This window comes from Corynebacterium sp. H78 (genome assembly GCF_037572275.1).
In the GTDB taxonomy this organism is placed as follows: Bacteria; Actinomycetota; Actinomycetes; order Mycobacteriales; family Mycobacteriaceae; genus Corynebacterium.
On the sequence record NZ_JBBHKX010000002.1, the window covers coordinates 152,790 to 174,660 of the forward strand.

Genomic DNA, 21,871 nt, shown 5'->3' on the forward strand with positions numbered 1-21,871 from the left:
GACATGACTAGTAATCACTCTGTAGCACTCGCGTTTGAGGACGGCATCACTCGCTTTATCGACTGCGCCGAAGATCAGACCGTCGCCGACGCCGCCTACCAAGCAAAAATTAACATCCCCTTCGACTGCCGTGACGGTGCCTGCGGCACCTGTAAGGCATTCTGTGAATCGGGTGACTTCGACGAAGGATCCTTCGTCGATGAAGCACTGACCCCAGAAGAATTCGACGAAGGCTACTGCCTGCCTTGCCAGATGAAGCCACTGAGCGACATTGTCCTGCAGGTTGCCACTACCTCGGCCGCAGCGAAGACTGGAGCATCCACTTTCGAGGGCACCGTCACTGACGTTCGCCCACTGTCGGATTCCACCTTCCACCTGGAAGTCGAATTGGATACGCCAACCGAGCTGAACTTCCTGCCTGGTCAGTACATCAACATCACGGTTCCAGGCTCTGACCAGACCCGTTCCTACTCGTTCTCCTCCGGGCCAAAGGAAGGCAAGCAGAGCTTCCTCATCAAGAACACCCCAGGCGGACTCATGACCAACTGGCTTGCCGACACCGCAAAGGTTGGCGACCGCCTCACCATGACCGGGCCTTTCGGATCCTTCTTCCTCCGCGAACCCGTCAACCCAATTCTGCTTCTCGCAGGTGGCACCGGTTTGGCTCCAATTCTCTCCATCTTGGAGCAGCTCGCAAATGATGAGCTTCTCGACGTCCCCGTGCGACTCATCTACGGCGCAACATTCGACCACGACGTCGTCCAGCTTGAGCGCATCGAGTCGTACAAGGAATCCTTGCCAGATTTCGACTACTCAGTTGTTGTTGCGGACAAGGAATCTACTGCGGAGTTGAAGGGCTACGTCACTGACCATTGTGATGCGGACGAGCACCTTCACAACGGCGAAGCGGACATCTACCTTTGTGGACCACCACCAATGGTCGAAGCAGTTCGCACGTTCCTGAACAACCAGGACAACCCACCAGAGAACTTCTTCTTCGAGAAGTTCAATCCGTCATCGCAGGTTGCTGAGGATGCCGATAAGCCAACTGCTACGCCTATCGATGAAGGCGCAGAATCACTGGTAGGAGCTTCTCGCTAATGACAATGAATCGGGATAATGCTGAATCGACGCACGTACCTGTCGGTGATGCAGCAGAACAGGAGATTCTGTCTCCTGGGCGATTCTCCGGACAAGTTGTCGTGGTGACCGGAGCAGCGCAGGGCATTGGATACGCCGTCGCAAAGCGAATCGCTCATGAAGGCGGACAGGTGCTTGCGGTTGACCGTGACAAGCATGTGTTTTCTGTTGCTGACGAGCTGCCCGGCGCACACGCTGCAACTGCTGACTTGGAAACATACGTAGGTGCGGAAAAGGCGATCGCTACTGCCATCGATAAATTTGGGCGCGTCGATGTCCTTATTAATAATGTCGGTGGCACGATTTGGGCGAAGCCATTCGAGCATTATGCGGTGGATGAGATCGAGAAGGAGATCCGTCGCAGCCTCTTCCCAACGTTGTGGATGTGCCGCGCAGCCTTGCCAGCTCTGATCGATAACGGTGGCGGCACCATCGTGAATGTGTCGTCGGTAGCAACGCGTGGCATCAACCGAGTGCCATACGCAGCTGCGAAAGGTGGCGTCAACGGCATCGTGTCAGCACTTGCCAAGGAGGCAGCGCATCACGGTGTGCGGGTAGTTGCAGCCGCGCCGGGCGGAACTCTCGCGCCACCACGCACCATTGCTCGCGGTCCTGCTCCTAAGGGAGCGCAAGAAGCACAGTGGTACGACGAGATCGTTGAGCAGACCACAGATTCGACCTACTTTGGTCGCTACGGAACTCTTGACGAACAAGCTGCGCCAATTTGCTTCCTAGCCTCAAGGGAAGCGTCGTACATCACTGGTTCCGTGCTCCCCGTTGGTGGAGGGGATCAAGGCTAGTCGAAGCGCACTAGCCCATTTATACAAACTAAGCCGAACCGAACACGCCGGCTTGTAAACTACATCGCGTGACTATGCATCGTGGTGCCCGAGGATCTCAGCTGGACAATATTGCTGGGAAAATCCGGGAGCGTGATGCCGGAGATGGGATTGTCGTGCAAATCTCCGGTGCCGTTGGCACTGGCAAGTCGTCCATTGCACATGATCTAGCTCAAACGCTGCCCGGGTACACAGTGGCCCGGGTTTCTGCGTTGCCATGGGAAGCGCAGACCGCGGGTGCCGTCGTAAAGCAAGTGGCTGCGCGTCTCGGCTTTACCTCGCGGGCGGAGCTTACAGATCACCTCGATGCGCTGGATCGTTCATCGGTCGTGGTCGTAGATGACGCGCATCACTGTGATGTGACGTCGTTGCAGTTCCTCATTGGTCTGACTCGAAAGTCAACTGCTGGACGGATCGCGTTAGTTTGTTGCATCGCCAGTGACGCGCGCGGGCAGCACCACGTGACTGCTCCAGACATTGTGGACCTAGAAGCACTGGCCGACGAAGTGTTCGAGCTACAACCCCTCGACCTGCAAGAACTTGCCTCCTATGTTCTCACGGAGCATGGTGTCTACCTTGATGGCGCGACAGTGGATCAGCTGCATTTGGTGACGCATGGGTGGCCGGGTTTGGTGCGCGAAGTAATGAACGCCGAATCCGCAGAGTATTGGCATCAGCCAGGACCTGAGATTCCTATTCCAGGGCGCTGGAAGTCGTCATTGCAGCGTCGCTTGCGTAGTTCCGAGAGGGTTGACATCGAAACGCTGAAGTCTGCGCTGTCGGCCATTGCCATTACACAAGGGGATTGCCCGCTTGAGTTACTCAATGAGTTGGGGCATGACACTACCGTCGTCGATGAGTTGGTGCGTATCGGGTTTATTGCGGTTCGGCCGATGAAAGCACCACCCCAGGTGAGTTTTCTTCGTGCCCGTGATCGATACGTTGTTCAAGCACTGACTCAACCTGGAACAACTGCGGAACTGCACTCACAAGCAGCAGAGTTTTATACGCGGATTCAACGTCCGGATGAGGCCGCATTCCATACAGCTCTTGCCGAACAACGCCTGTCCAGAGAATCGGCTTCGGCGCTGCGCGACTACGTCGAGACGCTTATTAGCGAAGGTCGCTGGCGCTCCGCGTCGGCCCTCTTGCGTATCGCGGGCAACTACAGCATTGACACCGACATCGCGCAGACGATGCACATTGATTCCATCGAGGCCCTCATCGCCGCCGGTGATATTCCCACAGCTAGTTTGCGAGCACAGAGTTTCGTCTACCAGGCATCGACTGTGCAAGAAGAATCAATGATCGGCTATCTTGCCACTCAATCTGGCAATCGGGGAGTAGCAGCTGGGGCACTCAACCGTGCGCGTTCGCTTCTCGACGAGTCTGGAAAGCATCGTGGCGAAGCAGGCGCGAGACTAGCTGCTCGGATGACATTGTTCCATCTGCTGGAATGGAATTTGAGGGAAACCAACGCGTGGGTTCGAAAGGTAGGTGAATGGGCCGAGCCAGGATCAACGACGCGATTTGAAGCGGAGTTGATCGGACTTGTAGCTAAAGGAGCGTTGACGCAGACGCTCCCCACGGACGAACATGATTCGTTGGAATCGCCGTTGCATATCCAACGGCGCAATATGGCATTGGGTTGGCTGAGCCTTGCTGCTGATGATCCCATTTCGGCCCGCCAGCATTTGCAGTTTGTGCCAGGCATCGAAGGGTCTGAGCGTATTAGTACCTGGCAGTATGCGTGGCTTGCTCGGACGCATTTCGTCTTGGGAGATTTCACTGAAGGAGCCGTGACAGTCGAGCGCGGCCTTGCTCGCGCAGAAAGATTCGGGCAGAAGTCACTGGAACCACTGCTGTTGTGGTCAGGGGCACAAATCGCACTTTTCCGTGGAGAAAAGTCGCTCTACGAGCATTACCTGTCACGAATGAACCTGCCCAAAGATTCTTTCCGAATTCAGAGGATTCCAGCAGCAATGTGCCGAATGCTGGCGATGCTGCGGCAGAACAATCTCGATGCCGCAGTACGTTCGGCGCGCGAACTGGTGGATATTCATGATGAAGGCAGCATTTTGCAGCCTGGATTCTGGCCATGGGAAGACGTCGCCATCACTGCGTTCCTACGAGGTGGTCACGCCGGAGAAGCGAAGCGATTACTTGAGATGAGTCTCGATCGGCCGGGACTAACTGGTTCGCTGACTGCAAAGCTCATGGCTGTGCAAGCTCAGCTGCACTTCGCTGAGGGGGATATCAAAAAGGCGATTGCATTGTCTGATGAAGCGGTCGAACAGATCGAAACCCTACCTATGCCCGCGTATCGTGCTCGAATCCTCTTTGAATACGGACAATCGCTGCGTCGAGTGGGGAAGCGTCGGCAAGCAGAAGGGATGTTTGCGCGTGCTGGTGAGGTGTACTCGAGTATGGGGGCCACGGCGTTCGTCGAGCGATGCAACCGCGAGCGACGAGCTGCGGGCCTGGGGCCGCGAGAGAAAACGGACACGGGGCTGACACCACAAGAGCACGAAATTGTGGCGCTTGTGATGCAAGGCGCGACTAATCGAGATGTTGCGAGCGAGCTATACCTATCGCCGAAAACGGTTGAGTACCATCTCACCCGCGCTTACCGAAAGCTCGGTATTCGGAATAGAGCGGAGTTACCCGCTGCGATGAAAGGGATCCAGCACGGGTGAATAACGCTCACTTTTGATCCGGGTAAGCGTGTGCGGAGAATTCCCTAAGAGGGGCTTGTAGGGCATGGGGCTACCCGCGATGGGGGGAACGTCATTTAATGCCGATAAATTAGATGGACGAGGATGTGCGCAGGTGGGAGCGTCGCAAGTGTGACTACTGTTAAAGGATGCAGTTACTGTGACTCATCCTTACTAATTGTGTAAAGCTGTCATGTTCGTTAGCGTCAATAGCTGAAATCTGTGCGCGCGAGAAAATCTCAGTACTTCTCACGGTTTTGTTACCTGCGCGTGAGATCGATCCACATCAAGACTTAAGGACGTATAAACATGGCGAAGATGTCTACGAAGCTCCGCTCTGCAGTAGTTGCTGCTGTTGCAGTGGCTGGCTTGGGCCTTGGTGCAGGAGCCGCCTCCGCGCAGCCGGCACTTCCTCCATTGCCTGCAATGCCTGAATCCCCGGCAATTCCTGGAATTAGCTTCCCGCCTGCTCCAGGTAATAAGGAATTTGTTGCGTTCGGCGATTCCTTCACCGCAAACGCTGGCAAGGCTGGCCCGCGTGGTCTCGAGCCTGGTCAGAATCCACTGGTTGTCAACTGTGCAACGGACATGGAGAACTGGCCAAAGATTGCTGCTGGCCAGCTTAATATGTCCGTAGGTGACTGGTCCTGCAACGGTACCGGTGGCATGCCAGTCGTTCAGCTCCTCGCGTACGTGGAGGCAGCAATTGCTCAGGGCGATCTTGGTCCAGGTACCAAGGAAGTTGTCCTCATGTACGGCGGTATGGACGCACTGCAGTGGGTTGACGTTGGGGGTCGCATGATGGGCCAGGACAACATGGATCCAACTGTGTACCGTGACACCATGCGCCAGGTGAAGGATCGCGTGAAGCAGGTCGCTCCAGGGGCGCGAGTAACCTTGACTTCCTACCCTGAGTACGCAACCGGCGATAAGCTGTGCCTGGTTAACATGCCGGGACAGACTTTCCCAATTGATGCTCCAGGTGCAACTCAGATCCAGGGCGCATTCCGTGACACCATCCGAAGCGCAGCAGAGTACTCTGGCTCGCACTTCATCGACGTGTACCAGCAGTCCATCGGACATGGCACCTGCAACCCTAACGATGCAGATCGTTGGGTCGCAGGGTTCGCTGACCCAGCGCTTGGGCCAATGACGAACCACCCAACCATTGCTGGCGAGTACGCGATGGGCAACATCATTGCTGGTGGCCTTCGTTAAGCTATTCGATTAAGCCCTCCCACTTTTTGTGGGAGGGCTTTCGTCATTTCTATGGCGTATAGGAAGGCGTAAAAGCCACCCCTGCCTGCAACGGTGCCGAAAAAGGGGATTTGGGGATCGGGCAGGGTTGCTGGTAGTCTCAGGCAGTCCGCTCAATGAGGGCTATTTTTCTGTGCGTTCACCACTGGTGGCGTCGCAGGTAGGTACCACATTGATTCGGGTGTAAATCGTAACAACTTTGCTAAAGGCCCCTCGCCTTACAGCGTCTCCCGCGTCACGGGTGGCGAGCCGGACCGGCTATTGAACCGGTACGGCGCCAGTAGCCCGAAATCGCGAGAATAACGTTTTAGTGCGCTTCCAAGTCTCAGCCATCTTTGGCCTGACTTATGTGCGTGCTTCGAGGTGGGACGGAACCGTAGCGAGAAAGGAATCGGTCACTAACCATGACCATGACTGACCCAATCGCCGACATGCTGTCGCGCGTGCGTAACGCAAACAATGCGTACCACGACACCGTCTCGATGCCGTCGTCCAAGCTCAAGGCTAATATCGCTGAAATCCTCAAGCAGGAGGGTTACATCGAGGACTACGCAGTCGAGGATGCAAAGGTCGGCAAGACCCTTACTCTGAACCTGAAGTACGGCCCATCCCGTGAGCGTTCTATCGCTGGCGTTCGCCGTGTTTCTAAGCCAGGTCTGCGTGTCTACGCTAAGTCCACCAATTTGCCAAAGGTCCTCGGCGGCCTGGGCGTGGCTATCATTTCCACGTCTCAGGGTCTGCTGACTGATCGTCAGGCAACTGAGAAGAAGGTAGGCGGGGAAGTCCTCGCCTACGTCTGGTAGGGGGGAATTACACAATGTCGCGTATCGGCAAGAACCCCGTAGCTATTCCGGGCAACGTCACTGCAACCATTGATGGTCAGGACGTCACCGTGAAGGGCCCAAAGGGTGAACTTTCTGTCACCATTCCTGAGCCAATCAAGGTTGAGCAGAAGGACGGCGAAATCGTCGTCACCCGCCCAGACGATAACCGCAAGAACCGCTCTCTCCACGGTTTGTCCCGCTCCCTCATCAACAACCTGGTTGTTGGTGTAACCGAGGGCTACCTCATCAAGATGGAAATCTTTGGTGTGGGCTACCGCGTTGCTAAGAAGGGCAAGGACCTCGAGTTCTCCCTGGGTTACTCCCACCCTGTTCTTATTGAGGCTCCTGAAGGAATCACCTTCGAGGTCGATGGCACCACCAAGCTGTCCATCGCAGGTATCGATAAGCAGAAGGTCGGACAGATCGCCGCGAACATCCGTCGTCTCCGTAAGGATGACCCTTACAAGGGTAAGGGCATCCGTTACGAGGGCGAGCATGTCCGTCGCAAGGTCGGAAAGACGGGTAAGTAATGAGCAACACCAACGAAAAGCGCCTCCCGGTAGGCAAGGACATCTCGACTCGTCGTCGTGTAGCCCGTGCTCGCCGTCACGCGCGTCTGCGCAAGAACATTCGCGGCACTGCAGAGGCACCACGCCTCGTTGTGCACCGTTCTTCTCGCCACATGTCCGCACAGGTCATCGACGACACCGTCGGCCACACCTTGGCTGCTGCGTCGACTCTCGATGCAGATCTGCAGGGCTTTGACGGCGACAAGACCGCTAAGGCAGCAAAGGTTGGCGAGCTGATCGCTAACCGTGCCAAGGCAGCTGGCATCGAGAAGGTCGTTTTCGACCGCGGTGGCTACCAGTACCACGGTCGCGTTGCGGCTCTGGCTGATGCCGCTCGTGAAGGTGGCCTGAAGTTCTAATGATGCAGACCAATAAGTTCTACGGAAGGAACGCGTGATGCCGGGACGTGAACGGCGTGATGGCGGACGTGACTCCGCCGACAACCAGAACAACAACCGCCGCGGCGGTCGCGAGGGTCGCGACAACCGTCGGCAGCAGGACGAGCGCTCGCAGTACCTGGAGCGTGTCGTAACCATCAACCGAGTTTCCAAGGTCGTTAAGGGTGGTCGTCGCTTCAGCTTCACCGCTCTGGTCATCGTCGGCGACGGCGAAGGCATGGTCGGCGTTGGCTACGGCAAGGCTAAGGAAGTACCAGCTGCAATTCAGAAGGGCGCAGAAGAGGCTCGCAAGAACTTCTTCCGCGTTCCAATGATTGCTGGCACCATCACCCACCCAGTTCAGGGTGAGGCAGCAGCAGGCATCGTTATGCTTCGCCCAGCTGCTCCTGGTACCGGTGTTATCGCTGGTGGCGCAGTGCGCCCAGTTCTTGAGTGCGCAGGCATTCAGGACGTACTCTCCAAGTCCCTCGGTTCGGACAATGCAATCAACGTTGTCCACGCAACCGTTGACGCGCTGAAGCAGTTGGTTCGACCTGAGGAAGTTGCTGCTCGTCGTGGCAAGTCTCTCGAAGAGGTTGCACCAGCAGGCATGCTGCGCGCACGAGCTGGACAGGGGGCTTAAGTCATGGCTCTGAAGATTACGCAGGTCCGTGGTACCGCTGGTACCAAGCAGAATCAGAAGGACTCGCTGCGCACTCTCGGTCTGAAGCGTCGCCACCAGTCGGTGGTTCGCCCAGATACCCCAGAGGTCCGCGGCCTGGTGAACGCAGTTCGCCACATGGTCGAGGTCGAAGAAGTAGCGGGGGAGTAGGTTACTAATGAGCGATCCAATTAAGCTCCACGACTTGGCTCCAGCTCCTGGCGCTAAGAAGGACAAGACCCGCGTTGGCCGCGGTGAAGCATCCAAGGGTAAGACCGCTGGTCGCGGCACCAAGGGCACCAAGGCTCGCAAGCAGGTTTCGGCAGCATTCGAGGGTGGCCAGATGCCACTTCACATGCGTCTGCCAAAGCTGAAGGGCTTCAAGAACCCACGTAAGATCACCTTCCAGGTTGTCAACGTGGCTGATCTTGAGCGCCTCTTCCCAGAGGGCGGCGACGTCACCATCGCTGACCTGGTTGCAAAGGGCGCAGTTCGCCCGAAGCAGCCAGTCAAGGTGCTGGGCAACGGCGACATCAAGGTTGCTGTTAATGTCACCGCTACCAAGTTCTCGGGCTCCGCAAAGTCCAAGATCGAGGCAGCTGGCGGTTCTGTCACCGAGGCGTAAGCCATCTGTGACAGTGCATGAGCACTGATCTTTAAAGCCCCCGCGGCGAAGGATTTTTCCTTCTCGTGGGGGCTTTTTCTATTTCTGCAGAGGCTTTACGACGATGCCCGCTGCACAACACTAACGACCCGGTCAATATCAGCTGTCGTGTGTCGCGCTGTCATGGTGAGCCTCAGCATTGCTTGGCCTCGTGGCACTGTGGGATAGCGAATGGCAGGCACAAATATGCCTTCGTCGCGTAGCGCGGCTGCAACCGACATAGCCCGCTCCTCATCGCCGATTGGCAGTGGAATGATGGGGGCGTTGAGAGTTGGATTCTCCGAAGCCGATGCTATTCCTAGTGACTGACGCAAGTAGGAAATGTTCGACTGCAGTGTGCTGACCAATTCTGTCTGGGTGCGCACAACGTCAAGGGCAGCGATAATTGCGGCTACCGACCCGGGATTTAGAGACGTTGAATAGACGAAGCTGCGTGCCTGATTTCGCAATAGTTCGGCAATCTCGGTTGAACAGATGACAGCTCCACCTTCAGAGCCCAAAGCCTTGCTGGCGGTGACGACGAGAATGTCAGGGGTTACGCCAACTGCAGCACATAATCCGTGACCGTCCTTGCCAATAACACCGGTGCCGTGAGCGTCATCGATCATGAGCCAAGCGCCATGTTTCTGGCAGACTCGGTGCAGTTCTTTGACATCGGCTAGTGCACCGGACATGGAGAACACACCGTCGCTGATAACCAGCGCATTGTCGGCAGGGCACTGCGCCAATAGTCGATCCAGCTCTACGTAATCCCGATGAGGAAAGACCGTGACTTTTGCGGCAGCCTGCTTGCAACCATCGATGATGGAAGCATGATTAGTCGCGTCGGAGAAGATCTGGACGTCGGCTGTGGCGATTGTGGCGATCGTCGACAAGTTGGCTTGGTAGCCGGAGGCGAAGAGGACGGCATCGTCCGCACCAAAGAACTGAGCGAGTGCGTGTTCGGCGGCGGTGTGTAGGGAAGTGCCAGTGGTGAGGCGGGATCCGCCCGATCCGACCCCATAGGTGCGCAGTGCTTCGGTAGCTGCTTCGACGAGTCTGGGGTGCGTCGAGAGGCCCAGATAGTCGGAGGATGAAAACAATAGATATTCGCGCTTATCGACGACCGCATGTGGCAACTGTGCCGTCGAAAAGGTGGAGAGCTGTCGACGTAGCCCACGTGCAGCCCACTCTTTGTTGCGGGTCCGAGCGGAATCGGTGAGCGGCGTGCGGCACTGGGACGCACGATTCGTGGAAGCTGATTGTGGGGTGGGCTGGTGTGGCATTAGCGGTGTGCCTCGAACTTGTTGGGGTCAAGCTGAATGAGGCACGGAGTGTTTTCGAGGTAGTCAATGGTTGCGGACACTTCATCGAGTGGTCCGTCGTAGATGAATGCTCTTGTGCCAAGCGGTGAGTGCATGTCTTTGATGTTGGGCACCCGGTAGAAGGTGTCGTTGGTGGCGATGTAGCCCTTGGTGTAGTCGACATCGTCAGAAATGCACACTTCTGCGATGATGTGTGGAGCGCTTTGAACTTTGGAGGCGAGGATCAGTGCCTCGTGAAAGTGATCCTTGTTTTCCGCGCTCACGCTGTTGATCTCTGCGTCGAAAGCGCTGGCTCGGACACCCCGCTGGAGATCCGGTTCCAGGCGTTGTCCGGTTTTTGCGTCAATGAGCATGGCTCCGCGAAGTCCGGTTACGGAGTACATTGCGGCGACGATGGCATCGGTACACTGCACACCACATTCGCTAAGTATTTGGTGCATAAGTTCGCGTGCGTGATCCGGGCTCTGACAATTGGTCTGTACCGGCGCGAGGGCAGGCACTCGGCACACATCGGCGGGTGCCACGGCATTGATGCTGATCACGATGTCGTCAGCGCAACCCTTGGAATGCGTCAGCGCACGATTAGTCATGCGAGCGGCTAGTTCCTCAAGATCGGTGGCGGCGACGAGACGTTCCGCTCCTGAGATGTGGTGGCCGTTCTGGCTGGAGCGCATTCGGATGCTATATACAGTCACGAAACATTACTGTACACCGTTCAAGTTGGACGCTATGCTGCAGGTTTATGTGAATTCCGCTTATGCGCCATGCGGTAGGCGACCTTGGCGATCTCCTCGAACCACAGCACCAGCGAAGCCATGCCAATTGCCACACCCCAGTGCGCTGCATCCAGCGCTGCTGTGCCAAAGGCTACTTGCAGGAAAGGCACATGGACGACGGCAACCTGCATGGCAACAGCCAACGCGATCGAACCCCACAGCCAACCGTTCGTGCCAAGATGGTGGAACGCCGACGCGTGAGCGCTTCGAGAATTTAATGCGTTGAACAGCTGGGCGAATACCAGCGTGGTGAACCCAGCTGTGCGGGCCACCTCGATGGAGTCAGTGCCGGCGATGAGCCCGTCGGGGAGGAAGATGTCGATAGTCAGCAGCGTCGCAAAGCCCATGACTAGGCCAATGAAAATGATGCGTTTCCACATATCAGCATCGATAATCGCTCGTTTGGGGTCGCGGGGAGCGCGGGTCATGATGTCGTCATCAATAGGGTCGACCCCCATTGCTAGAGCTGGACCAGAGTCCGTGACCAGGTTGATCCACAGAATCTGAGTTGCCAAGAGCGGCAAAATGACATTCTCGCTGCCGGGTTCGCGTAAGCCGAACACTGCTGCGAGGGCTACACCAGCGAACACGGTAATGACTTCGCCCATATTCGAGCTGAGCAAATAGCGCAAAAACTTTCGGATATTGGAGAAGATGCCACGGCCCTGACGGACGGCAGAGACGATGGTCGCGTAGTTGTCGTCGGCCAGAATCATGGTGGCTGCTTCCTTAGACACCTCTGTGCCAGTGATGCCCATGGCAACACCGATATCAGCGCTCTTCAAGGCTGGCGCATCGTTGACGCCGTCGCCGGTCATTGACACGACGTGGCCGTGTGCTTGGAGCGCATCCACAATATTGAGCTTGTGCGCCGGTGCAACGCGCGCGTAGACATCCGTGGTGAGAACCGTCTCGTTGAATTCCTCGGCGCTCATCGCATCTAGCTCTTGCCCAGTCACTGCGACCGTGCGGTGGCCTTCCGAGAAAATGCCCAAATCCGACGCAATCCGCTGCGCAGTTACTGGGTGATCGCCGGTGATCATGATTGTGCGAATGCCCGCACCGTGCGCCTGCTCAATTGCTTCCGCTGCTTCAGTTCGTGGCGGATCGATAATGCCCACGACACCGAGAAAGACAAGTCCCTCCTCGGAGTACTCACTGTCAGCTGCGCTACGTGCCGTATCCGGCACTTGCTTCATCGCGACTCCGAGCGTGCGGTAGCCGTCCCTCGACAACTCTTCAACAGTTGCCTCCCACGCTTGACGACGCTCCTGTGCAAGCTCCGCCACCCCAGACGCGGAGAGTTCAGCGACACAACGGCGAAGCAACACATCGGGCGCGCCCTTGGCGTACATAGTTAGTGCGGGCTGGTCATTGCTGCTGGCATTGCTATTCCGAACAACGACGGACATCATCTTCCGATCCGACGTGAACGGATTCTCAGCAATACGTTCCACGTCAGCGACCGAATCCTGTGACAGTTTTGGCCACGCGACCAAGAACGCGGCTTCGGTCGGATCACCGACGATATCGGGCTCCCCAGAATCGGATGTCGTCAAACTTGCATTGTTAGCGATGCATCCTGCCGCCAACAGGGTTCGTGCTTCAGCAGCGGAGTCGTCGTTACGTGAAGTGCTGGAACCGGTCGGAGAGTAGCCGATACCGTCGAGAGTGGTGGTGCCGGATGCCGTCACAATGCTACGCAACGTCATTTCATTGCGCGTAAGCGTGCCAGTCTTGTCGGAGCAAATGACACTCGCGGCGCCGAGAGTTTCCACGGAATGCAGCGACTTCATGACTGCGTTACGACGAGCTAGTGCCTGGACACCAATCGCCAACACGAGAGATAAAATCGCCGGCAAGCCCTCGGGGACGGCTGCAACTGCAAGCGAGACACCCAGCAACAAGATGTCTACGACATCCTGTGCTGACGTGATTTCTGTGATGAATGCAAGCGTTGCCATCACGACAACGGCAATAGCAATGACCAGCACGCCCAGTAGCTTCGACACCTTTGCGATCTCGCGCTCCAGAGGTGACTCGTCCTGCTCGGTGCGATCGAGCATGTCCGCAATGGAACCCATCTCGGTATCCATGCCCGTCGCCGTTACTACCGCCGTGCCGACACCCTGAAAAACGAATGTGCCTTTAAACACCATGTTGTGTCGATCACCAAGAGGCACCTCTTCGGTGATATCGCCGGGATCCTTCACCGACGGCACCGATTCGCCGGTCAATGATGCTTCTTGCACGGTTAGTGCTGATGCCGTGAGTAGGCGTGCATCTGCCCCCACGGTGTCGCCTTCGGACAGCAACAAAATATCGCCTGGGACCAATTGGGAAGAGGGGAGTTGTTGCTGAGCGCCGGCGCGAAGCACCGTGCACGTTGCTTGCGTCATATCCGCCAATGCGGCTACCGCATCTGCTGCCTTTTGCTCCTGCGAGAAGCCAATCGCTGCGTTGGCCAGCAGGATTATGGCGATCACTGTCGCGTCGACGGGCCAACCCGAGCGGCCTTCGAACCACCACGCGGCCATCGAAATGAGCATCGCGACAATGAGCAAGTACACCAAAGGGTCATTGAACTGACGGAGAATTCGCTTCCACAGCGGATCGCTTTCCGACGAGCGCAGTTCATTTGGGCCGAACCGTTCAATGCGCTGCGCAGCTTCTGCTGACGTGAGCCCCGCTTTGGCATCAGTGTCGAATTCAGTAATGACTTGTGTGCTGGAGGCTCTGTAGCTGGTCATACTGCCATGGTAAGTCGATTCTGTTGCCCCCACATTCGACGAACTGGTGTTAGTCACAAGTCGATTACGCTGGTAGACTTCCATCGTCCAACAATGTCAACTATCAGTTTGCGGTGACGCCTCAACGAGGAGGTCGTCGACAAGCGAACTCAGGAGGATGCACGTGCAGTCAGGCGTACTGGCGGCTTTGCGTGATCCAGACCTGCGGAAGAAGATCATGTTCACTCTGTTCATGATCATTCTGTACCGCATCGGCGCGCAGATCCCCACTCCAGGTATCGATTACCAGACAGTGAGTGCTCGACTCGACCAGATCACTCAGGATCAGTCGAGTGTTTACTCGATGATTAACCTGTTCTCCGGCGGCGCGCTGTTGCAGATGGCCATCTTTGGCATCGGCATCATGCCGTACATTACTGCGTCGATCATTGTGCAGCTGCTGACAGTCGTGATCCCGCACTTCGAGCAGCTGAAAAAGGAAGGCCAGACCGGCCAGAACAAGATGACGCAGTACACGCGTTATTTGACGGTTGCGTTGGCACTTCTGCAGTCCTCAGGCATTGTGGCGATGGCTGACCGTGGCGCATTGCTCGGCGGTAATCAGTCGCTGTTGCTGGAAGGCTCCGGTGTCTTCGACATGGTCGTCATGGTCATTGTGCTGACCGCAGGTGCAGTTCTCGTGATGTGGATGGGCGAGCTCATCACGGATCGTGGCATCGGCAATGGCATGTCTCTGCTCATTTTCGCGGGTATTGCATCGAGTATGCCTGCCGAAGGTGCGGGAATTCTGCAGGGCTCTGGTGGCGTTGTATTCGGCACCGTCATGGCAGCAGTGTTCGTACTGATCGTTGGCGTTATCTTCATTGAGCAGGGTCAGCGTCGCATTCCAGTGCAGTACGCGAAGCGTATGGTCGGACGTCGCCAGTACGGTGGTTCCTCCACCTACTTGCCGCTGAAGGTTAACCAGCCTGGCGTTATTCCAGTGATTTTTGCGTCGTCGCTGATTTACGTACCAGTTCTGATCACCCAGATCGTGCAGTCTGGTCAGGACAACCCAAGCGGTGACAACTGGTGGCAGCGCAACGTAATTCAGTACCTGTTGGCTCCATCGAGCTGGCAGTACATCGTTCTCTTTTTTGCCATGATCGTGTTCTTCGCGTTCTTCTACACCTCGGTGCAGTACGACCCGAACGAGCAGGCTGACAATATGAAGAAGTACGGCGGATTTATTCCAGGTTTCCGTCCGGGACGTCCGACGGCAGAGTACCTTGGATATGTAATCACCCGTTTGCTGACGGTGGGCTCCATCTACTTGGGTCTCATCGCAGTTCTTCCAAACTTCATGCTGGATCTTGGTATCGGAGCTCAAGGCGGCGGTTCAAGCGGCGGTATGTTTGGTGGTACGGCTTTGCTGATTTTGGTCAGTGTTGCATTGACCACGGTGAAGCAGATTGAAAGCCAGATGATGCAACGCAACTACGAAGGGTTCTTGAAGTAATGCGACTCGTCCTCCTTGGTCCTCCAGGTGCCGGCAAAGGCACTCAGGCAGCTATTCTGTCCGAGAAGCTCGGTGTGCCTCACATCTCTACCGGCGACCTTTTCCGCGCCAACATTGGCGAAGGCACTCCATTGGGCATCGAAGCTAAGTCTTACATTGACGCTGGCAACCTTGTTCCTGATGATGTGACGGTTCGCATGGTTGAGTCCCGACTTGCTGAGGACGACGCGAAGGGTGGTTTCCTGCTGGATGGTTTCCCACGTACCGTGCCGCAGGCTGGCGAGTTGAAGCGCATTCTTGAGGACTTGGGCCTCGCATTGAACGGTGTCGTTCAGTTCGATGTCTCGGAGGACGTCGTTGTCGAGCGTATGCTCGCCCGCGGTCGTGCCGATGACACCGAGGAAGTAATCCGCAACCGCATGCAGGTCTACGTAACCGAGACTGCACCACTGCTGGACTACTACAAGGACAAGCTGGTCACCATCAAGGCAGAGGGCACCGTTGCGGACATCAACGAGCGCACGATGGCTGAACTTGAGAAGCTGAAGTAGTTTTTAGTTTGCTGGCGTGGCCATGAGTCACGAACCCAAGGAGGATACGCACTGCGTATCCTCCTTTTGCTTTCGGAAAGCGGGTCATCTGAGCCGGACGGGAGTCCGAACACTGCACGACATCACTCTCATGCCGACAAGGAACTGTTGACATACATCTCGTGGGATTTCGCCGGGGAGTAGTGTTGACGGGCGTGATGAGATTCCGACGCAAGCGCGACATCGTGGCGCCTCGAACCGCCACCGAACTAGATGCAATGCAGGCAGCTGGTGAAATCGTGGGCCGTGCCCTATTGGCCTGTAAAGCAGCAGCAGCACCTGGTGCAACGACCCAAGATTTGAATGACGTTGCTCATGAACTCATTACCAGTTCCGGCGCTGTGCCTTCGTTCCTTGGTTATGAAGGCTTCCCGGCATCGGTGTGCGCGTCCGTCAATGAAGTGATCGTTCATGGCATCCCGTCGAATAAGAAGGTTCTCCAAGAAGGTGACCTCGTGTCTATTGACTGTGGTGCCATTCTGGATGGCTGGCATGGAGATTCCGCCCTGACTTTCGGTGTTGGAAAGCTGGCGGCTGACGTCGAAAAGCTAAACCGTGCTACCTCCGATGTGCTCGATGCTGGTGTCGCGGCGATGGTGCCGGGTGCTCGGTTGACTGATATTTCATACGCTCTGGAGCAGGCAACGCGTGAGGCTGAGCTTCGATATGACATCGAACTCGGCATCGTTGATGGTTACGGCGGGCATGGCATCGGTCGCGAAATGCATATGGATCCATTTCTGCCTAACGAAGGCAAGAAGGGCAAGGGGCCGCACATCGTGGAGGGATCTGTGTTGGCTATTGAACCAATGCTCATCCTCGGTGGTGAATGGGGATCCGACGAGCTTGACGACGGCTGGACCGTCGTCAGTGCCGATCTCATGCCGTCGGCGCACTGGGAACATACGGTCGCTGCGACAGCAGCTGGTCCACGGATTTTGACACCGCGCCCGGCGTGACCCCTCGAAAAATCGCTTTTGGTGAATCTGCAGGTCGCGTGTATGCTTGACCGTTGGTGTAGGACAAGTGTCCCTGCATCAAGTAGTAGACATCATCCAACCGGCTGTTCACTACAGTGAAAATCAGCCGGGGAAACGTGGAGGACATGGCTAAAAAGGAAGGCGCAATCGAGGTTGAGGGTCGAGTAATCGAGCCTTTGCCAAACGCGATGTTCCGAGTTGAGCTGGACAACGGGCACAAGGTGCTCGCCCACATCAGTGGCAAAATGCGCCAGCACTACATTCGTATCCTCCCAGAGGATCGCGTTGTAGTAGAGCTCTCTCCATATGACCTCGAGCGTGGACGCATCGTCTACCGCTACAAGTAAGACATCTGACTCCTCTGTCCTAGCCGGGCGTGCGGTTTTCGCATGCCTGTGCAAGATTACCTCTGGCAACGGTGGCCAGAGCCTCGCTTATCAGACTCGCAAGTCCGGCTCCGACCGGATGCAAGCGAGATTTGCGGGGATGGCATGGGAGTAAACCACCGCACCAACCGGAAGGAAACTGCCGTATGGCACGCCTTGCTGGAGTCGACTTGCCACGCAACAAGCGCATGGTAGTCGCTCTCACCTACATTTACGGAATTGGCCCAGCCCGTTCCGCTGAGCTGCTGGAAAAGACTGGCATCTCCCCAGATCTGCGTACGGATGCTCTCACTGACGAGCAGGTATCCGCACTGCGTGACGTCATTGAAGCAACCTGGAAGGTCGAAGGTGACCTTCGCCGCGAGGTTCAGGCCGATATCCGTCGCAAGATTGAGATCGGCTGCTACCAGGGTCTGCGCCACCGCCGTGGCTTGCCAGTCCGTGGTCAGCGCACCAAGACCAACGCTCGTACTCGTAAGGGTCCGAAGAAGACGATCGCCGGGAAGAAGAAGTAAAACATGGCAGCTCCTAATGCACGCGGCCGCCGCACTGGCCGTCGCGTAGTTAAGAAGAACGTGGCTCAGGGCCACGCGTACATCAAGTCCACCTTCAACAACACCATTGTGTCCATCACGGACCCTAAGGGTGCTGTTATCTCGTGGGCATCCTCTGGTCACGTCGGCTTCAAGGGCTCCCGTAAGTCCACGCCGTTCGCTGCTCAGATGGCTGCCGAGAATGCTGCTCGCAAGGCTATGGAGCACGGCATGAAGAAGGTAGACGTTTTCGTTAAGGGTCCAGGCTCCGGCCGCGAGACCGCCATTCGCTCCCTCCAGGCCGCTGGTCTTGAGGTCAGCTCGATCTCCGACGTGACGCCACAGCCACACAATGGTTGCCGTCCGCCGAAGCGTCGTCGCGTCTAGGAACAGGGTAAGGAGAGAATACAATGGCCCGTTATACCGGTCCTGCAACCCGTAAGTCCCGTCGTCTCCGCGTCGACCTCGTCGGTGGAGACATGAACTTTGAGCGTCGCCCATACCCTCCGGGACAGGCTGGCCGCGCTCGCATCAAGGAGTCGGAGTACTTGCTCCAGCTCCAGGAAAAGCAGAAGGCACGTTTCACCTACGGCGTGATGGAAAAGCAGTTCCGTCGCTACTACGCCGAGGCTAACCGCCGCCCAGGTAAGACTGGTGACAACCTCATCATCCTGCTTGAGTCGCGTCTCGACAACGTTGTCTACCGCGCTGGTCTGGCACGCACCCGCCGCCAGGCACGTCAGCTGGTTTCTCACGGTCACTTCACCGTTAACGGTAAGAAGATCAACGTTCCGTCGTTCCAGGTGACCCAGTACGACATCATCGACGTGCGTGAGAAGTCGCGCAAGATGATTTGGTTCGAGGAAGCTCAGGAGAACCTGGTCGACGCTGTCGTTCCAGCTTGGCTGCAGGTTGTCCCAGAGACTCTGCGTATCCTCGTTCACCAGCTTCCAGAGCGCGCTCAGATCGACATTCCTATCCAGGAACAGCTGATCGTCGAGCTCTACTCGAAGTAAGATTTTCTGCATCCCCATTTCCAATTGGCGTCATATAGCGGTCGCCAGCAAAGGAAGATTCACCAACCATGCTTATCTCACAGCGTCCAAACCTTACCGAGGACTACATCGACTCCTCGCGTTCCCGGTTCGTCATTGAGCCACTGGAGCCAGGTCTTGGCTACACCCTCGGTAACTCGCTGCGTCGTACCCTGCTGAAGTCCATCCCGGGCGCAGCAGTTACGAGCATCCGTATCGATGGCGTTCTGCATGAGTTCACCACCATCCCAGGTGTGAAGGAAGATGTCTCCGACATCATCCTGAACATCAAGGGTCTGGTTCTGAGCTCGGACTTCGATGAGCCAGCAACGGTGTACCTGCGTCGCGAAGGCGGCGGAGCGATCACTGCAGCGGACATCGAGTGCCCAGCTGGTGTGGAGATCCACAACCCGGATCACCACATCGCAACGCTGAACGAAACTGGTCGTCTTGAGATTGAAATGGTTGTCGAGCGTGGCCGTGGCTACGTACCGGCACAGCCATCTTCCGGTGGCGAAATCGGTCGTATTCCACTGGACCAGATTTACTCCCCAGTTCTGAAGGTCAGCTACAAGGTTGAGGCAACTCGTATTGAGCAGCGCACCGACTTTGACAAGCTGATCATCGACGTGGAGACGAAGAACTCCATCACCGCCCGTGATGCCATGGCATCTGCAGGCAAGACTCTGGTGGAACTCTTCGGTCTGTGCCGCGAACTTAACGAAGCAGCTGAGGGTATCGAAATCGGACCGTCTCCTCGTGAGGCAGAAGATGTTGCAGCTTTTGCAACTCCGATTGAGGACCTCGACTTCTCCATGCGCTCCTACAACTGCTTGAAGCGCGAGGAGATCCACACTGTTGGTGAGCTCGCAACCCGCACCGAATCTGACCTGCTGGACATTCGTAACTTCGGCGACAAGTCCATCAATGAGGTCAAGGAGAAGTTGGCTGAGCTGGGTCTTTCCCTGAAGGACTCGCCAAACGACTTCGACCCAACTGCAACTGATGGCCTGATCTCGGACGACGCTCCAGCTGAGGAATGGACCGAGGATTCGGAAGTCAGCTACGACGAGTAATCGCTGTAACTTATGCGCTTGTGCTTGACGACGATCGTCGTAAGGCAAGAGCCGTTGACACGAGTGCACGCGACTTCATAAACACGAGGAGAAACCAATGCCTACCCCTAAGCAGGGTGCCCGTCTCGGCGGTTCCGCTTCGCACCAGAAGAAGATTCTGGCTAACTTGGCGAAGCAGCTGTTCGAGCACGGCAAGATCAAGACCACTGACACCAAGGCTAAGATGCTGCGTCCATACGCAGAGAAGCTGATCACCAAGGCGAAGAGCGGCACGCTGGCTGACCGTCGTAACGCAGCTAAGCTGCTGAACGACAACTTCGCAGTTCAGAACCTGTTCGACAACATCGGACCAATGTTCGCGAACCGCGAGGGTGGCTACACCCGCATCATCAAGCTGGACAACCGTAAGGGCGACAACGCTCCTATGTCCATGATTGCTCTGGTCACCGAGGAGACTGTCACCACTGAGGCAACCCGCGCCACCCGCGCAGCTGCTTCGAAGAAGGCAGAAGCTGAGGCTGTTGCTGATGTCGATAAGGACAACACCAACACTGAGGCAGACCTCGAGGCTAAGGCTGACGATGAGGGCATGACCGTTCAGAACGATGAGGCAGAAGCTGAGGCTGTTGCTGATGTCGATAAGGACAACACCAACACTGAGGCAGACCTCGAGGCTAAGGCTGACGACGAGGGCATGACCGACCAGGCTGCTGAGGCAGAGGAGAAGTAATTCTCCCAGCTAGTTTCTAGCTTCCTGGCTATGCGCCTAAGTGGAAAACCCGCTGCACCGATTGAGGTGTGGCGGGTTTTTGCTTTCGGAATTGCTGTTCAGTGACGTTGTAGGCAGGCCCTCCGTGGCATTGATGGCTGGCTTGTTGCTTACACTTACTCATGATGAATACCTCTGAACCTGCTGATGCTGCCTCGACTTCGTGTACACCGACATCGATTGATGCGACCGAAATAGAAGCTCCGGCATCACCGTTGGTGCGTCTACGACTCGACATTGCATACGACGGCACTGACTTTCATGGTTGGGCGGCGCAGCCGAACGATTTGCGCACGGTGCAGGGGGTGCTGGAGAAACAGCTCACGCTCATCTTTCAGTATCCAATCCAGTTAACTGTTGCAGGCCGCACTGATGCCGGCGTTCATGCCTTGTCACAGGTTGCACACCTTGATGTTCCTGCTGATCGGTTGGATACTCGCTCGATTGCTAAAGATCCGGCCCGGGTTGTTCGCCGTCTGGCGAGGTTGTTGCCGGAAGATGTCGTCGTCAAGCAGTGCAGTTTTGCGCCTGCTGGATTCGATGCGCGGTTTTCTGCTTTACGACGGCACTACGTGTATCGTGTGACCACTGCTGATTGTGGTGCGCTGCCAACGCGTGCCCGGGATACAGCAACGTGGGCGCGGAAGGTAGACCTCGCGACGATGCAGCAGTCGGCCGAGGTACTCGTTGGTTTGAATGATTTTGCTGCGTTTTGTCGACCGCGTCCGAATGCTACGACGATCCGCGATCTGCAGTCGTTTACATGGCATGACGTGTCGACTCCCGACGAACCTGAGCTGTATCAGGCGCACGTGACCGCAGACGCTTTCTGTTGGTCAATGGTGCGTTCCCTAGTTGGGGCGTGCCTGGCAGCAGGTGAGGGGCGTCGCGCGAAGGACTTCACCAAGGGGTTGTTGTCGGAGACGAAACGCTCATCACTTGTTCCGGTGGCGCCGGCGAAAGGTCTAGCGCTGGTAGGCGTTGACTACCCAGAGGACGGTGCGTTGGCGGACCGTGCCGAGCAAACTCGTGGAGTGCGGGAGCTGTGATGGATGCGGTTTCGCGTTGTAGAAACTCATAGTCAGCTAAGTGTGGAGTAGCCAGTCAGTCCGTTACACCGCATAAAATCA

General features: G+C 56.6%; 22 protein-coding genes and 1 pseudogene. 20 read left to right on the plus strand and 3 right to left on the minus strand.

Annotation, left to right across the window (positions count from 1 at the left end; genetic code table 11):
* Positions 1-3 precede the first annotated feature (3 nt).
* From benC to rplO, 10 genes and pseudogenes are all read left to right on the plus strand, one after another.
* Positions 4-1,056 (plus strand): annotated as a pseudogene (gene benC / locus WG934_RS01935) (benzoate 1,2-dioxygenase electron transfer component BenC); the annotation flags it as partial.
* A gap of 44 nt (positions 1,057-1,100) precedes the next feature.
* Positions 1,101-1,940 carry a 1,6-dihydroxycyclohexa-2,4-diene-1-carboxylate dehydrogenase gene (locus WG934_RS01940; RefSeq protein ID WP_445228169.1) on the plus strand — a complete coding sequence of 280 codons (840 nt, stop codon included), beginning with the start codon at positions 1,101-1,103 and terminating at the stop codon, positions 1,938-1,940.
* Positions 1,941-2,014: 74 nt separating this feature from the next.
* Positions 2,015-4,675, plus strand: coding sequence for a helix-turn-helix transcriptional regulator (locus tag WG934_RS01945; protein WP_339989214.1), 2,661 nt, complete (start codon positions 2,015-2,017; stop codon positions 4,673-4,675).
* A gap of 327 nt (positions 4,676-5,002) precedes the next feature.
* Entirely contained in the window at positions 5,003-5,911 is a 909-nt protein-coding gene (locus WG934_RS01950) for a GDSL-type esterase/lipase family protein (protein WP_339988471.1), read from the plus strand.
* A 443-nt stretch (positions 5,912-6,354) separates the two neighbouring features.
* Positions 6,355-6,753, plus strand: coding sequence for a 30S ribosomal protein S8 (gene rpsH, locus WG934_RS01955; RefSeq protein ID WP_339977021.1), 399 nt, complete (start codon positions 6,355-6,357; stop codon positions 6,751-6,753).
* Between the two features lie 14 nt (positions 6,754-6,767).
* Entirely contained in the window at positions 6,768-7,304 is a 537-nt protein-coding gene (gene rplF / locus WG934_RS01960; protein ID WP_339977023.1) for a 50S ribosomal protein L6, read from the plus strand.
* The gene (gene rplR, locus WG934_RS01965; protein WP_339977025.1) at positions 7,304-7,702 is read left to right on the plus strand and encodes a 50S ribosomal protein L18; all 399 of its coding nucleotides are present in this window, start codon (positions 7,304-7,306) and stop codon (positions 7,700-7,702) included. The genes rplF and rplR overlap by 1 nt, the downstream gene beginning before the upstream one ends.
* Positions 7,703-7,739: 37 nt before the next feature.
* Entirely contained in the window at positions 7,740-8,363 is a 624-nt protein-coding gene (rpsE, locus tag WG934_RS01970) for a 30S ribosomal protein S5 (protein WP_339977027.1), read from the plus strand.
* Between the two features lie 3 nt (positions 8,364-8,366).
* Positions 8,367-8,552 (plus strand): 50S ribosomal protein L30, encoded by a 186-nt coding sequence (gene rpmD / locus WG934_RS01975; protein WP_339977029.1) that lies wholly within the window; start codon positions 8,367-8,369, stop codon positions 8,550-8,552.
* A gap of 7 nt (positions 8,553-8,559) precedes the next feature.
* Positions 8,560-9,006, plus strand: a complete 447-nt coding sequence (gene rplO, locus WG934_RS01980) for a 50S ribosomal protein L15 (protein ID WP_339977031.1) — start codon at positions 8,560-8,562, stop codon at positions 9,004-9,006.
* Positions 9,007-9,101: 95 nt separating this feature from the next.
* Here the strand turns inward: rplO and WG934_RS01985 are convergent, their stop codons facing one another.
* Genes WG934_RS01985 through WG934_RS01995 form a run of 3 tightly spaced genes read right to left on the minus strand, consistent with a single transcriptional unit; the run spans position 9,102 to position 13,875 of the window.
* Positions 9,102-10,310: an aminotransferase class I/II-fold pyridoxal phosphate-dependent enzyme gene (locus tag WG934_RS01985; RefSeq protein WP_339988472.1), complete on the minus strand. Its 1,209-nt coding sequence runs from the start codon at positions 10,308-10,310 to the stop codon at positions 9,102-9,104.
* Positions 10,310-11,044 (minus strand): 6-carboxyhexanoate--CoA ligase, encoded by a 735-nt coding sequence (locus WG934_RS01990; protein WP_339988474.1) that lies wholly within the window; start codon positions 11,042-11,044, stop codon positions 10,310-10,312. The genes WG934_RS01985 and WG934_RS01990 overlap by 1 nt, the downstream gene beginning before the upstream one ends.
* 32 nt (positions 11,045-11,076) lie before the next feature.
* A complete protein-coding gene (locus WG934_RS01995) occupies positions 11,077-13,875 on the minus strand; it encodes a cation-translocating P-type ATPase (protein ID WP_339988476.1) in 2,799 nt (932 codons plus the stop codon).
* 157 nt (positions 13,876-14,032) lie between these two features.
* Here WG934_RS01995 and secY point away from each other — a divergent pair, with 157 nt between their 5' ends.
* The 10 genes from secY to truA all read left to right on the plus strand — a co-directional run bounded on the left by secY (position 14,033) and on the right by truA (position 21,790).
* On the plus strand, positions 14,033-15,373 hold the full coding sequence (gene secY / locus WG934_RS02000; protein WP_339977039.1) for a preprotein translocase subunit SecY: 1,341 nt from the start codon (positions 14,033-14,035) through the stop codon (positions 15,371-15,373).
* Complete coding sequence (locus WG934_RS02005) at positions 15,373-15,924, plus strand: adenylate kinase (RefSeq protein WP_339988478.1); 552 nt, start codon at positions 15,373-15,375, stop codon at positions 15,922-15,924. Before secY ends, WG934_RS02005 begins: the two co-directional genes overlap by 1 nt.
* A gap of 197 nt (positions 15,925-16,121) precedes the next feature.
* Positions 16,122-16,922 (plus strand): type I methionyl aminopeptidase, encoded by an 801-nt coding sequence (gene map, locus WG934_RS02010; RefSeq protein WP_339989215.1) that lies wholly within the window; start codon positions 16,122-16,124, stop codon positions 16,920-16,922.
* Between the two features lie 146 nt (positions 16,923-17,068).
* Positions 17,069-17,290, plus strand: coding sequence for a translation initiation factor IF-1 (infA, locus tag WG934_RS02015; protein WP_303144057.1), 222 nt, complete (start codon positions 17,069-17,071; stop codon positions 17,288-17,290).
* A gap of 185 nt (positions 17,291-17,475) precedes the next feature.
* The gene (gene rpsM, locus WG934_RS02020; protein WP_339977045.1) at positions 17,476-17,844 is read left to right on the plus strand and encodes a 30S ribosomal protein S13; all 369 of its coding nucleotides are present in this window, start codon (positions 17,476-17,478) and stop codon (positions 17,842-17,844) included.
* Positions 17,845-17,847: 3 nt separating this feature from the next.
* Complete coding sequence (gene rpsK, locus WG934_RS02025) at positions 17,848-18,249, plus strand: 30S ribosomal protein S11 (protein ID WP_339977047.1); 402 nt, start codon at positions 17,848-17,850, stop codon at positions 18,247-18,249.
* 23 nt (positions 18,250-18,272) lie between these two features.
* Positions 18,273-18,878, plus strand: coding sequence for a 30S ribosomal protein S4 (rpsD, locus tag WG934_RS02030; RefSeq protein ID WP_339977049.1), 606 nt, complete (start codon positions 18,273-18,275; stop codon positions 18,876-18,878).
* Between the two features lie 68 nt (positions 18,879-18,946).
* Positions 18,947-19,972 carry a DNA-directed RNA polymerase subunit alpha gene (locus WG934_RS02035; RefSeq protein WP_339977051.1) on the plus strand — a complete coding sequence of 342 codons (1,026 nt, stop codon included), beginning with the start codon at positions 18,947-18,949 and terminating at the stop codon, positions 19,970-19,972.
* A gap of 97 nt (positions 19,973-20,069) precedes the next feature.
* Complete coding sequence (gene rplQ, locus WG934_RS02040) at positions 20,070-20,702, plus strand: 50S ribosomal protein L17 (protein WP_339988479.1); 633 nt, start codon at positions 20,070-20,072, stop codon at positions 20,700-20,702.
* 161 nt (positions 20,703-20,863) lie between these two features.
* Positions 20,864-21,790, plus strand: coding sequence for a tRNA pseudouridine(38-40) synthase TruA (truA, locus tag WG934_RS02045; protein WP_339988480.1), 927 nt, complete (start codon positions 20,864-20,866; stop codon positions 21,788-21,790).
* Positions 21,791-21,871: the final 81 nt, after the last annotated feature.